12 protein-coding genes are annotated in these 12,863 nt (G+C 63.5%); 6 read left to right on the forward strand and 6 right to left on the reverse strand.

Going from position 1 to position 12,863, the window contains the following annotated elements; all coding sequences use genetic code 11:
- Positions 1–117: 117 nt before the first annotated feature.
- Complete coding sequence (locus tag CLV89_RS14730) at positions 118–1,308, forward strand: hypothetical protein (RefSeq protein WP_106164418.1); 1,191 nt, start codon at positions 118–120, stop codon at positions 1,306–1,308.
- 5 nt (positions 1,309–1,313) lie between these two features.
- Here CLV89_RS14730 and CLV89_RS14735 read toward each other — a convergent pair whose 3' ends face one another.
- Positions 1,314–2,261, reverse strand: a complete 948-nt coding sequence (locus CLV89_RS14735) for a GlxA family transcriptional regulator (RefSeq protein WP_106164463.1) — start codon at positions 2,259–2,261, stop codon at positions 1,314–1,316.
- A 93-nt stretch (positions 2,262–2,354) separates the two neighbouring features.
- Here CLV89_RS14735 and CLV89_RS14740 point away from each other — a divergent pair, with 93 nt between their 5' ends.
- From CLV89_RS14740 to CLV89_RS14755, 4 genes are read left to right on the forward strand one after another with little or no spacing between them, the layout of a single operon-like run.
- On the forward strand, positions 2,355–3,518 hold the full coding sequence (locus CLV89_RS14740; protein ID WP_106164419.1) for an acyl-CoA dehydrogenase family protein: 1,164 nt from the start codon (positions 2,355–2,357) through the stop codon (positions 3,516–3,518).
- Between the two features lie 2 nt (positions 3,519–3,520).
- The gene (locus tag CLV89_RS14745) at positions 3,521–3,835 is read left to right on the forward strand and encodes an Rdx family protein (protein ID WP_106164420.1); all 315 of its coding nucleotides are present in this window, start codon (positions 3,521–3,523) and stop codon (positions 3,833–3,835) included.
- Between the two features lie 6 nt (positions 3,836–3,841).
- Positions 3,842–5,881, forward strand: a complete 2,040-nt coding sequence (locus CLV89_RS14750; RefSeq protein ID WP_106164421.1) for an acetate--CoA ligase family protein — start codon at positions 3,842–3,844, stop codon at positions 5,879–5,881.
- Entirely contained in the window at positions 5,878–6,666 is a 789-nt protein-coding gene (locus tag CLV89_RS14755; protein WP_106164422.1) for a carnitinyl-CoA dehydratase, read from the forward strand. The genes CLV89_RS14750 and CLV89_RS14755 overlap by 4 nt, the downstream gene beginning before the upstream one ends.
- A gap of 186 nt (positions 6,667–6,852) precedes the next feature.
- Here the strand turns inward: CLV89_RS14755 and CLV89_RS14760 are convergent, their stop codons facing one another.
- Positions 6,853–7,488 carry a class I SAM-dependent DNA methyltransferase gene (locus CLV89_RS14760; RefSeq protein ID WP_106164423.1) on the reverse strand — a complete coding sequence of 212 codons (636 nt, stop codon included), beginning with the start codon at positions 7,486–7,488 and terminating at the stop codon, positions 6,853–6,855.
- Between the two features lie 83 nt (positions 7,489–7,571).
- Between CLV89_RS14760 and CLV89_RS14765 the strand changes: the two genes are divergently transcribed.
- Positions 7,572–8,453 carry an SDR family oxidoreductase gene (locus CLV89_RS14765; protein ID WP_106164464.1) on the forward strand — a complete coding sequence of 294 codons (882 nt, stop codon included), beginning with the start codon at positions 7,572–7,574 and terminating at the stop codon, positions 8,451–8,453.
- 389 nt (positions 8,454–8,842) lie between these two features.
- Here CLV89_RS14765 and dxs read toward each other — a convergent pair whose 3' ends face one another.
- The 4 genes from dxs to CLV89_RS14785 are packed head-to-tail and all read right to left on the reverse strand — an operon-like array spanning position 8,843 to position 12,834.
- Positions 8,843–10,771, reverse strand: a complete 1,929-nt coding sequence (gene dxs / locus CLV89_RS14770; RefSeq protein WP_106164424.1) for a 1-deoxy-D-xylulose-5-phosphate synthase — start codon at positions 10,769–10,771, stop codon at positions 8,843–8,845.
- A 24-nt stretch (positions 10,772–10,795) separates the two neighbouring features.
- Positions 10,796–11,659 (reverse strand): polyprenyl synthetase family protein, encoded by an 864-nt coding sequence (locus CLV89_RS14775; protein ID WP_106164425.1) that lies wholly within the window; start codon positions 11,657–11,659, stop codon positions 10,796–10,798.
- A 6-nt stretch (positions 11,660–11,665) separates the two neighbouring features.
- The gene (locus CLV89_RS14780; RefSeq protein ID WP_106164426.1) at positions 11,666–11,911 is read right to left on the reverse strand and encodes an exodeoxyribonuclease VII small subunit; all 246 of its coding nucleotides are present in this window, start codon (positions 11,909–11,911) and stop codon (positions 11,666–11,668) included.
- Positions 11,908–12,834, reverse strand: a complete 927-nt coding sequence (locus tag CLV89_RS14785) for a histone deacetylase family protein (RefSeq protein ID WP_106164427.1) — start codon at positions 12,832–12,834, stop codon at positions 11,908–11,910. The genes CLV89_RS14780 and CLV89_RS14785 overlap by 4 nt, the downstream gene beginning before the upstream one ends.
- Positions 12,835–12,863: the final 29 nt, after the last annotated feature.

Here is a 12,863-nt window from a genome sequence, read left to right on the forward strand (position 1 = left end):
TGCACCAAAGACCTCATGTGCCCTGCCCACACCGATCCCGTATGGATTTCCCGGCCTTGTTCATTCTTCAGTTAACGTGTCACCCTTAGCAAAGACCATGACCACAAGGATCTCGATATGCATGTGATTGCCGATACCGAGGCGCTGGTCGCCGATGGCACCCTGACACCAGACCAGGCCGCGATCCTCGAGCGCCGCTCGCGCGAGGTTATGGTAACGCTCGCAGTGAACGCGATCCTGTGCTTCGGAATTCTTGCCGCCACGGTCGGGTTCATCTTTTGGCTCGCGGATCCGTTTCTGGTGGCAATAGTCGGCGGCTTGATGCTGGCCGGGGGCCTCGCAGTTCTTGCCTGGGCGGGGGCCAGCTACGCGATGTTCGGCAACTCCGCCGTATTGATCGGCGTGGGCATGTTACTTGGCGGCGCGACCGTGGAGTTGGTTGATCGTTACGAGCAACTTGCAGGGTGGGTGCTGGCGCCGGGTGGGGTGCTGGTCGCGCTGATCTGTCTCTGGCGCTGGCGCACCAGCGCATGGTCCGCGCGGTTCGTCCTCGGCACGGTCCTGCTGATGGGGCTGAGCATGCATCTTGGCGGTATCGAAATTCTGGCGCAGCTGCATGACCTCGGTCCTCCGTGGCGCAATCTGCTGCTGCTCTATTATGCCTTGGCGCTGGCCGGGACAGGCTGGCAACTGGACGTGAGGCTGATCACCGCTGCCGCCCTGATCCCCTTTGCACAGATTCTGGAAACCGGCACCGCCTATTTCCACGCGGTTTATGCCTTCTACTCCCCCGAGCCGACACTGACGGTCCTGCAAATGGGCCTGTTGATCGCTACCTGCATGTGGGGCGTTGTCCGCGTATCTGAACGGGATGCACGGCATCTGCGTATTCTGGCCGTCATGGGCTTTATCATCGCCAACCTCTGCGCATTGGTCGGGTCAATCTGGGGCGATGTCGTTGGCGAACACCTCTGGGGCCCCGGGCGCTATCGGGACGGCTGGGCAGACTATGAAACCTACAGCGCCGCGCGCGATGCCTTCCGTGAGGCCGCGCTTACCATACCTGAACTGACGTATTCCATACTGTGGGCCATGACGCTCTTGGCGACCATTATATGGGCCGCCTCCCGCACCCAAAGGGGGCTGTTCAACGCGGCGCTCACTTTCGCCGCGATCCATTTCTACACTCAGATGTTCGAAAGCTTCGCGGACGAGCCGTTGGCCTATGTGATCGGTGGGCTGGGCGCCATTCCGCTGGCCTGGGGTGTCTGGCGCCTCAACCAATGGATGGTGGCACGCAAGATCTGACAAAGTCAGGCCCCTCCCTTGCGCAGCGCCCGAGGCGTCGTCGCAAACTCATTTCTGAAGGCGCGGGTCAAGGCGCTCGGATCTTCGTACCCGCTGCGAGTGGCCACCTCCGACACCGTGATATCAGTCTCTAACAAGAGCCTTCGGGCCTGAATCAGACGCAGCCTGCGATAGACCGCCGCCGGCGTGGCACCTAGATCCGCCTTCATGCGCGCCTCCAGATCCTTTCGTGATCGCCCGATACGTCGTGCGATCTCTGGAATGGGCAGTGGATGCTCCAGATGAGCCTGCATCAGGGCAACGGCACGGGACACAGTTCGCGTGCGCGCCAATGCGGTTTCCGGTGCGGCACCGCCACTTTCAGCACTCATGAACAACGCGGCCACTTCCAGACGCAAAGCTTGACCATGCGCCGCGCCGATCCGTTCGATCATCAGGTCGAATGCGGCCAGCGCCCCGGTGCAGGTGGTGCGGTCCCCGTCGCGCAGGAAACGCGCACGGATCACCTCCACCTCTGGAAATCTCTCTTCAAGCCGCGTGATCTCATGCCAATGGATTGTTGCCTTGCGCCCATCCAGCAAGCCAGCCGCTGCCATCAACCATGGGCCGGTATCGAACCCCGCCATCTCCGCATAGCGGGCCACGGCGGCGCGCAGCGCCCGGCGTGTCTCAGGCCCATCATGGCGCAGGAAATTATAGCTCGGCATGATGGCCAGCATATCACCGGAACAATCGGCAAGCCGCGCATGCGCCGTGACCTCCATACCGGAGGAGGACACCACGGTCCCACCATCGCGGGACAGGAACCGCCAGCGATAGAGCTCCCGTCCGGCCAATGTGTTGGCCGCCCGCATCGGCTCCACCGTGTTTGCCAGACAATGCGCGGAGAAATCATCGAACAGCAGGATATCCACCTGCTGCACCGTCGCGAGATCATTTGTCCATTTCTGCATGATTTTCGCCATTACTGCATGGTGTCTACCCTATGTCCGGCATACCCTGTCTGACAAGCACCCAGACAGCCCAGACCAGCAAGGAGACCGCCCGTGCATTTCGGCATGACAGAAGAACAGGCGATGATCGTCGAGACCACCCGCGCCTTTGTGGAGAACGAGATCTACCCGCATGAGCTGGAGATTGAGCGCAGTGGCCATCTCGATATGGATCTGGTGAAGGAGATCCAGAAAAAGGCCATAGAAGCCGGGCTTTATGCGGCCAATATGCCTGAAGAGGTCGGCGGCGCCGGGCTCGATACACTGTCGTGGCTTCTCTATGAAAAAGAACTCGGTCGCGCCAACTACGCCCTGCATTGGACCAGCGTCGCGCGCCCCTCGAACATCCTCTTGGCGGGCACGGAGGAGCAGAAAGAGAAATACCTCTTCCCCTGTATCCGCGGCGAGAAATGGGATTGTCTGGCAATGACGGAGCCGGGCGCGGGTTCCGACCTGCGCGGCATGGCCGCTTCGGCCCGCAAGGATGGTGACGACTGGATCCTGAACGGTACCAAGCATTTCATCTCCCACGCGGATGTGGCCGATTTCGCAATCGTCTTCATGGCTACGGGGGAAGAGGACACCCCACGCGGCAAGAAGAAAAAGATCACGGCGTTCTTTGTCGACAAGGGCACGCCGGGCTTCTCCGTGCGCGATGGTTATCGCAACGTCTCCCACCGCGGCTACACCAACGCGGTGCTGGAGTTCGACGATTGCCGCCTGCCGTCCTCCGCCGTTCTGGGCGAGGTCGACAAGGGGTTCGAGGTCGCCAACACTTGGCTGGGCGCTACTCGGTTGCAAGTTGCCGCGACCTGTCTGGGCCGCGCCGAACGGGCGCTGCAACATGCCGTCGAATACAGCGCCGAGCGCAAGCAGTTCGGCCAGCAGATCGGCAAGTTTCAGGGGGTGTCCTTCAAACTCGCCGATATGGCCACCGAGCTGAAGGCGGCAAACCTGCTCACTTGGGAGGCTGGCTGGAAGTTCGATCAGGGCAGCGTCACCGAGAGCGACATGTCGATGGCAAAGCTGAAAGCGACCGAGATGCTGGCCATGGTTGCCGACGAGGCGATCCAGATCCACGGCGGCATGGGGCTGATGGACGAGCTTCCCCTCGAACGCATCTGGCGTGACGCGCGCGTGGAGCGTATCTGGGAGGGCACCAGTGAAATCCAGCGGCATATCATCAGCCGCGAGATGCTGAGACCGCTTGGAGGCTGACCTTGTCCGATCCCGCTGAAACCAACCAGAAACCTGTAGTGACCATCACCTATTGCATCGGCTGCAACTGGCTGTTGCGCGCCGCCTGGATGAGCCAGGAACTGCTCTCGACCTTTCAGGAACAACTGGGCGGGGTGACTCTGGTGCCGGGCGAAATTGGCGGAACCTTTGAGATCACCCTCGATGATGCGGTGATCTGGGAGCGTAAGCGGGACGGTGGATTTCCGGATGTGAAAGAGCTGAAAACCCGCGTGCGCGATCATATCAACCCGGATCAGAGCCTTGGGCATCTGGACCGTGAAACCTTGGGTGAATAACGTCAAATGCAGTCTCTAAAAAGGCTCTTCAGGCCCAAAACCATTGCCGTTGTCGGCGGTGGGGCGTGGTGCTCCGCCGTGATCGAACAATGCCGCAAGATGGAGTTTGAGGGCGAAATCTGGCCCGTGCATCCCAAGGCCGAGGAGGTCGCGGGTCTGCCTGCGTTCAAAGACGTGGCTTCCCTCCCCTCGGCGCCGGACGCCAGCTTCATCGGCGTGAACCGCTTTGCCACCATTGACATCGTCACGGCGCTGGCCGCGCGCGGTGCGGGTGGCGCGGTGTGTTTCGCCTCCGGCTTTCTGGAGGCCGAGGCCGAGGATGCCGAGGGTGCGGATCTGCAGGAGCGACTGCTGGCAGCGGCCGGGGAGATGCCGATCCTCGGGCCGAACTGCTACGGGTTCATCAACTACCTCGACGGCGCGCTGTTGTGGCCCGATCAGCATGGCGGCAAGCGGGTGGACAAAGGCGTGGCCATCGTCACTCAAAGCTCCAATATCGCCATCAACCTCACCATGCAGACCCGCGCACTGCCGGTGGCCTATGTGGTGACCTGCGGCAATCAGGCCCAGACCGGACTGGCGGCGATCGGCGAGGCGCTGCTGGAAGATGACCGTGTCACCGCGCTGGGGCTGCATATCGAGGGCTTTGGCGATCTGCGCGCATTCGAGGCGCTGGCGCTGAAGGCACGGCAACTTGGTAAGCAGATCATCGCGCTCAAGGTTGGACGGTCCGCGCAGGCGCGTGCCGCAACAGTCTCGCACACGGCCTCGCTGGCCGGGGGCGACGCGGGTGCCGGGGCTTTGCTCTCACGTCTCGGCATCCCGCGGCTTTATGACCTGCCGTCGTTCCTCGAGACACTGAAACTGATGCATGTGGTGGGCCGCCTGCCCTCTACCCGCATTGCGACGATCAGCTGTTCCGGGGGCGAGGCAAGCCTGTCGGCGGATACCGCCTACGGACGGGATGTCAGCTTTCCGCCATTGAATGACCGCCAACGCAGCGATCTGCGCGCGGCACTGGGCCCGATGGTGGCGCTGGCGAACCCGCTCGACTACCACACCTATATATGGCGTGACACGGAGGCGATGACGCGGGCCTTCTCCGCCATGGTCGACCCGCAGCTGGCGCTGACGATTCTGGTGGTGGATTTCCCGCGTGCCGACCGCTGCGATGCCTCCGATTGGGATTGCGCCATCCAATCCGCCATCGCGGTGCGGCAGCAAACCGATCAACCGGTGGCAATGCTTGCGAGCTTGCCGGAATTGCTGCCCGAAGAGGTGGCCGAACAGCTCATCGCCGCCGGTGTGGTGCCGATGCTGGGCCTGCCCGAGGCGATTTGCGCCATCGAGGCGGCAGGCCAGCCGCTGCCAGAACTGGCGCACCCCCTGTTGCTGCCCACCAAAACCCATGCCGAGCCGGATCTGGTGCCGGAGGGCGAAGCCAAGGCCTGGCTTGCGCGCTTTGGCCTCCGGGTGCCGCGTGCCAAACCCGCCCGCACCGTCGTGGCCGCGCGCGCGGTGGCGGCGGATATCGGCTACCCCGTGGTGCTCAAGGGCGAAGGCATCGCGCATAAGACCGAGGAAGGCGCGGTAAAACTGAACCTCGGCTCCGGCCAGGAGGTCAGCGATGCCGCCGTGGCCATGCCCACCGACCGTTTTCTGGTCGAGGAGATGGTCACCGGCGCGGTGGCCGAGTTGCTGGTTGGCGTGGTGAAGGATCCCGCACATGGCTTCGTGCTGACGCTGGCCGCTGGCGGCACACTGACCGAGATCATGCAGGACAGCGCCTCGGTGCTACTGCCCGCCTCTGACGCCGCCCTGAACGCAGCACTCGACGGGTTGAAGATCGCCCCCTTGCTGGCAGGCTATCGCGGCGCGCCTGCAGCGGATCGCAATGCGATCCTGCGCGCGATCCGATCCATCGAGGCCTATGTGGTCGCCGAGGCCGAAGGACTGGAAGAAATCGAAATCAACCCGCTGCTCTGCACCCCCACGGAGGCCGTGGCGGCGGATGCGCTGATGCGCAGAAAGGACATGTTGCGATGACTGAAACGAGCCCCGTCAAGACCCGCCGCGAAGGCGCCATCCTCGAGGTGACGCTGGACCGCCCCAAGGCCAACGCGATTGATCTGCACACCTCGCGCCTGATGGGCGAGGCGTTTCAGGCCTTTCGCGATGACGACACGTTGCGGGTGGCGATCATCACCGGCGGTGGCGAGAAATTCTTCTGCCCCGGATGGGACCTTAAGGCAGCCGCCGACGGTGATGCGGTGGATGGCAACTATGGTGTTGGCGGCTTTGGCGGCCTGCAGGAGCTGCGCGAGCTGAACAAGCCCGTGATCGCCGCCGTCAACGGCATCGCCTGCGGCGGCGGGCTGGAACTGGCGCTGTCGGCGGACATGATCCTCGCGGCCGATCACGCCACCTTTGCCCTGCCGGAAATCCGCTCCGGCACCGTGGCCGATGCGGCATCGATCAAACTGCCCAAACGCATCCCCTATCACATCGCGATGGAACTGCTGCTGACCGGGCGCTGGTTCGACGCCGAAGAGGCCAACCGCTGGGGGCTGGTGAATGAGATCATTGCCGGCGATCAATTGATGGACCGTGCTTGGGAGCTTGCGCGCCTCCTCGCCTCCGGCCCGCCGCTGGTCTACGCTGCGATCAAGGAAATCGTGCGTGATGCCGAGGATTCCAAGTTCCAGGACGCAATGAACCGCGTCACCGGACGGCAGCTGCGCAGTGTAGATGTGCTCTATGGCTCCGAGGACAATCTTGAAGGCGCGCGCGCCTTTGCCGAGAAGCGCGATCCGGTCTGGAAGGGGCGCTGACGCGGGCATCTGAACGCCACTGCAGCGCGCCGCCAGGCGCGCTGCCCGGCCCAAGGCTTTGTGTGGCATCAAGGATGGCATGCAAAGGGGCGGGAGCGCTCCCGCCTGTGCCCACCGTCCTGACGGACGTCCACCCCAGTTGGGCCGGGCGCCGCGCCTAACGGCGCGGCGCGGTCGCACCGGGGTTCAGACCTTCTGAAACACCGCAATCAGCGCGGTGTCGTTGCGGTGTGCGCCCTCCGCGTCCTCGCCATAAATGCGCACCTCAGGCAGCGACAGATTGGTGATCCACTGCCCACGCAGCAATCGATCAAAGGCGGTGGCAAACCCGCCCTCCTCGTAATGCGCGGCATTCACCGAGAGGGCAAACCAGGCGCCACTCCGCGCCACCCGCAGGATCGCGGGCAACACCTCCGGGCCAAGATGGCCGTGGGTGAAGGTGCCGGAGGAGACCACCCCGGCATAACTCTGTCGTGGCACGGGAATGCCCGCGTTCAGATCGGCCTCGATCACGTCGCGGTAGACATCCTTGCGCAGCGCCTGTGCCAACATATCGGGGCTGATGTCGGTGGCATCCACGGGCGTGACCCGCAGTCCAGACAGCGCCACACCACAAAGCCCGGTGCCCGCGCCAACGTCCAGCACAGGCCCGCATCCCCCTGCCTGCGCAAAGGCCCGCACGGTCAAATCCGGCAGAGTATAGCCCCGCGCGTTGGCAAAGCTATCGTCGTAGCTCTTCGCCCAACGGGCATAGAGCTGACGCGCAGCCTTCGGCGTGTCCAATGCATAGGCATCGCTGACGTCTGGCGTTTTCTCAGTCATGGCCAAATCAAAAGCGGTGTTTGGATTCGAAGCAAGACCTTATCGTCTTGCATCTGCCTGCAACCAAAAGCATGGTCCGGCCCATGACGAAAAAGACGCTTCTTTGCTTTGGGTTTGGATACACCGCTCGCGCGCTCGCTCAGGTGCTGGCCGGGCCCGAGTGGCGCATCCTCGGCACCACCCGGGATCGTGCGGAAATCACCCCGGTCGAGGGCGTGGAGCTGCTCACCTGGCCCGGCGAGGATGTCCCGCTCGACGGAGTGACCCATATCCTGCTGTCGATCAGCCCCTCCGAGGAGGGTGACCCGGTGCTGAATACGCTGGGCGCGCGCATCGCGGAGCTGCCGTCGCTGGAATGGGTCGGCTATCTGTCCACCACCGCGGTCTACGGCGACCATGATGGCGCCTGGGTTGATGAAGCAACTCCCATTACCCCTTCCAGCCAGCGCGGCGATTGGCGTGCCCGGGCCGAGGCCGACTGGCAGGCCCTGCCAGAGCTGCCGCTGCATATCTTCCGCCTTGCCGGGATCTACGGCCCCGGGCGCGGGCCGTTCGCAAAGCTGATGTCGGGCCGGGCGCGACGGATCGTGAAGCCGGGGCAGGTGTTCTCGCGCATCCATGTGGAGGACATCGCGCAGGTGCTCGCGGCCTCCATCGCGCAGCCCAATCCGGGCGCGATCTACAATGTCTGCGATGACAATCCGGCGCCGCCGCAGGATGTGCTTGGCTACGCGGCAGAACTGCTGGGCCTGCCGGTGCCCGCCGAAGTGCCCTTTGACGAGGCCGGGATGAGCCCGATGGCGCGCAGCTTCTATGGCGAGAACAAGCGGGTGCGCAATGACCGGATCAAGGCAGAGCTGGGTGTGGACCTGCGCTATCCGGACTATCGCTGCGGCTTGAGGGCGGTGTTTGCAGCCGAGGACATGGAGCGCTTTGTCCCGCCAGCGGACCCGCCGGGGGTTTGAGCATCAAAAGCCTACATCTCTATATGGTGCTATCGCGATATCGCTCATTGGGACGGCTCAAGGCCGCGATCAAAACGAACTTCCCCGGCGTACTCGACCAGCTATGGGAACACTACGTTAGCGACAGCATTGTCGAAAGCGTATTTGGTCCGCCCCTGTTTCGAAAGCGGGCCATGCTACTGTACTTCTCAGTCCTGCGCCCCAATTATCTTCCGGTCTATCTACTTGGAAAAGAAGATGTTTCATCGCTTGTCATTGAGCTTCACAGCAGCAGTCTCGCAGATTTCTACAGGACGTACTATGCATCATGGACTGAGGATCGATAGCGCGCATCCCCACATGCCACACACACCCATTCTTGCAAACGTAGGCACTACCACGTCAGGCGACTAAGCCCGCTTCTCGCCGATCTGCGCCACGCCCAGCACATCCAGCACCTTGGCCTCGATATGCTCTGCATTCATTGCAGCACTCGCGTACATGTCCGCGGGGCTGGACTGGTCGATGAAGGTGTCCGGCAGCACCATGGAGCGGTACTTCAGCCCGTCGTCAAACACGCCCTCGTCGGACAAGAGCTGCGCCACGTGAGAGCCAAAACCGCCCACAGCGCCTTCTTCGATGGTGATCAGCGCCTCGTGATCCGCGGCCAGCCCCAGGATCAGGTCGCGATCCAGCGGCTTGGCAAAGCGCGCATCGGCAATGGTGGGCGTGATGCCCTTGGCCGCGAGCGCTTCGGCGGCCTTTTTGACCTCGCCCAGACGGGTGCCGAAGGACAGTAGTGCGACGCGCGCGCCAGACTGGATCATCCGACCCTTGCCGACCTCTAGCACCTGCGGCTGTTCCGGCATCTCGACGCCTTCGCCCTCGCCTCGCGGATAGCGGAAGGCGATGGGACCATCGTCATGGGCGGCGGCGGTGGCGATCATATGCTTCAACTCGGCCTCGTCGGCGGCGGCCATCACCACCATGCCGGGCAGGTTGGACATGAAACCAATGTCGAAAGATCCGGCATGGGTGGCGCCATCCGCCCCCACCAGGCCGGCGCGGTCGATGGCAAAGCGCACCGGCAGGCGCTGGATCGCCACATCATGCACCACCTGATCGTAACCACGCTGCAGGAAGGTGGAATAGAGCGCGCAGAACGGCTTCATCCCGCCTGCGGCCAGAGCGGCGGCAAAGGTGACGCCATGCTGTTCGGCGATCCCTACGTCAAAACAACGCGACGGGTAGCGTTCCGCCATCAGATTGAGGCCGGTGCCATCGGGCATCGCGGCGGTGACGGCGCAGATCTTGCTGTCATGCGCGGCCAGCTCCACCAGCGTGTTGCCAAAGACCGACGTGTAGGAGGGCGCGTTGGAGGGCGCTTTTTTCTGCTCGCCGGTCACCATGTCGAATTTTGCGGTGGCGTGCCCCTTGTCGCGGGCGATCTCGGCGGGACGATAGCCCTTGCCCTTCTTGGTGACCGCGTGGATCAGGATCGGCCCCGCCGCGCGCGCCTTCACGGTGCGCAGCACCGGCAGCAGCTGGTCCATGTCGTGGCCATCAATCGGCCCGATGTAGGAAAAGCCCAGAGATTCAAACAGGGTGCCGCCCATGGCCATGCCCTTCAGCATGTCCTTGGCGCGTTTCGCCCCTTCGCGGAACGGTTCCGGCAAGAAGGAGACCGCGCCCTTGGCCGCGGCTTTCAGGTCGTGAAACGGCGCCTCGGTATAAAGTCGGCTGAGGTAGGACGACAGCGCCCCCACCGGCGGTGCGATCGACATCTCGTTGTCGTTCAGGATCACGATCAACCGCTTGCCCAGATGGCCGGCGTTGTTCATCGCCTCGAATGCCATGCCGGCGCTCATCGCGCCATCGCCGATCACCGCGATCGCATCCCCAAGGCCCTCTTCAGTGACACCGCCAAGGTCGCGCGCCACGGAAAACCCTAGCGCGGCGGAAATCGAGGTGGAGCTATGCGCCGCGCCAAACGGATCATAGGCACTCTCGGAGCGTTTGGTGAACCCGCTCAGACCATCTTTCATCCGCAGGGTGCGGATACGATCCCGCCGCCCGGTCAGGATCTTGTGCGGATAACACTGGTGCGAGACGTCCCAGATCACCTTGTCCTTGGGGGTGTCGAACACCGCGTGCAGCGCCACGGTCAGCTCCACCACCCCAAGCCCTGCGCCCAGATGGCCGCCGGTGACGGAGACCGCAGAGATGGTTTCCTGCCGCAGCTCATGGGCAACCTGCTCCAACTGCGCGTCAGTCAGCCGTTTCAGATCCGCAGGTGATGCGATCTGGTCGAGGAGCGGGGTCTGTGGCCGGTCGGTCATATGGGTCGTGGCTCCTGTGGCGCGTCAGCTATCGCGCGAGATAACGAAGCGGGCGGCGTCCTTCAAGGTCTCGCCTGCCGCACCATAGGGGGACAACGCCGTGCTGGCGAGCTGTGCAAGTTCCTGTGCGCGGCTCTTTGCGCCCTCCAGTCCCAGCAACGAGACAAAGGTCGCCTTGCCCGCGTCGGCGTCCTTGCGCACAGCCTTGCCGACCGTGGCGGCATCGCCCTCGATATCCAAGATGTCGTCGGCGATCTGAAAAGCCAGCCCCAGGGCCTGCGCATAGTGTCGCAGCGGCTCGGGGTCCGCCCCGGCCAGACGGGCGCCAGCGCAGGCGGACCATTCAATCAGACAGCCGGTCTTGCGCGCCTGCAGAGTGGTGATCTGGTCGAGTGTCAGCGGTGTTGCCGCACTTTCGGCGGCGATATCCAGCATCTGGCCCGACACCATGCCGTCCTTGCCCGCCGCCTGCGCAAGAGTGCGGATCAGCGGAAGAGCATGAGGTCCAACCTCATCCCGCGCCAACAATTCAAATGCAAATGTTTGCAGGCTGTCGCCCGCCAGCACGGCGGTGGCCTCGTCCCATTTGCGGTGCAGCGTGGGCTGGCCCCGGCGCAGGTCGTCATCATCCATGCTGGGCAGATCGTCATGCACCAGTGAATAGGCATGGATGCATTCGATCGCCAGCGCCGCCTCTAGTGCTGCGGCCTCCGGCACATCATGCAGACGCGCGCTTTCCAGCACCAGAAACCCGCGCAGCATCTTGCCGCCGCGCAGCGCATAAGCCATCGCCTCATGCAGCAAGTCCGCTTGCGGCAGACGCATGTCCATATGGGTGGAGATCTTCGCCTGCGCTTGCGAGAGCGCGGCGGCAAATCCTGCCGTCATGCGCGCTTATCCCGCGTCGAGCGGCTGGGTGCCGGTGGGCTGGCCATTGGCGTCTAGGGTGATCGCGGCAACCTTCTCCTCAGCGCGCTTCAACTCGTCCTCGCAACGTTTCTTCAGTGCCGCCCCCCGCTCATAAAGCGCGATGGAGGCATCCAGCGCCACATCGCCGCGCTCCAGCTGATCGACGACGCGTTCCAGCTCCTGCATCGCCTGTTCAAAGCTCATTTCGGTGACGGGGGTCTCGGTAGTCATGTCGCGGCCTTTATCAGTTCTTCCACATGCGCCTTGGCGGCGTCGGTCAGCGCGTTCAGATCATATCCTCCCTCCAAAGTCGAGACGATACGACCCTGACACAGCTCTTGCGCAAGGCTGCACAGCTGCGCCGTCAACCAGCGGAAATCCTCGGTTTCCCACTGCAATTGCGCCAGTGGGTCGTCCTTGTGTGCGTCAAAGCCAGCCGACAGAATGATCAGCTCCGGCTTGAAGGCGCGCAGGCGGGGAAACACCTGCTCGGTGTAGAGGTCCCGCATATCAGCGCCGGTGCTTTCCGGCGGCAGGGGCAGGTTCATTACATTGCCATGCGCGCCATCTTCCTCCGGGTGGCCGGTACCGGGCCAGAGCGGCAATTGTTGCGAGGTGACGACCAGCGCGCGTTTCTCGTCCCACAGCAGATCCTGGGTGCCATTGCCGTGGTGGACATCGAAATCAACCACTGCGACGCGGCTCAGCCCGTGGTGGTCCAGCGCATGTTTCGCCGCCAGGGCTGCATTGCCAAACAAGCAGAAGCCCATCGGCGTGTCGGTTTCGGCATGATGCCCCGGCGGGCGAGTAGCGCAGAAGGCATTACCGACCTCACCGCCCAGCACCAGGTCCACCGCACGCACCGCGGCGCCCGCGGCACGAAAGGCGGCATCCAGCGACCCCGGCGACATCCACGTATCCGCATCAAGCTGCTTGCGCCCTTCGGCGGGCAGCTCCCGGCGCAGCTCGGCCAGATAGGATGCGGGATGCACGCGCAGGATGTCATCCTCCGCCGCCAACGGTGCGGTCACACGCTGCAGGTCGAGCCCCGCCAGCGCATGCAGCACATGTTCCAGCCGCGCCACCTGCTCCGGGTGGCCTTCGGGCGTTTCGTGAGACAGGCAATCCGCGTGGGTCAGCAATGCAGTGGTCATAGGCGTCCTCAAATGATTTGCAGCACGAT

The sequence above is a fragment of the Tritonibacter scottomollicae genome (assembly GCF_003003215.1).
Classification (GTDB): domain Bacteria; phylum Pseudomonadota; class Alphaproteobacteria; order Rhodobacterales; family Rhodobacteraceae; genus Epibacterium; species Epibacterium scottomollicae.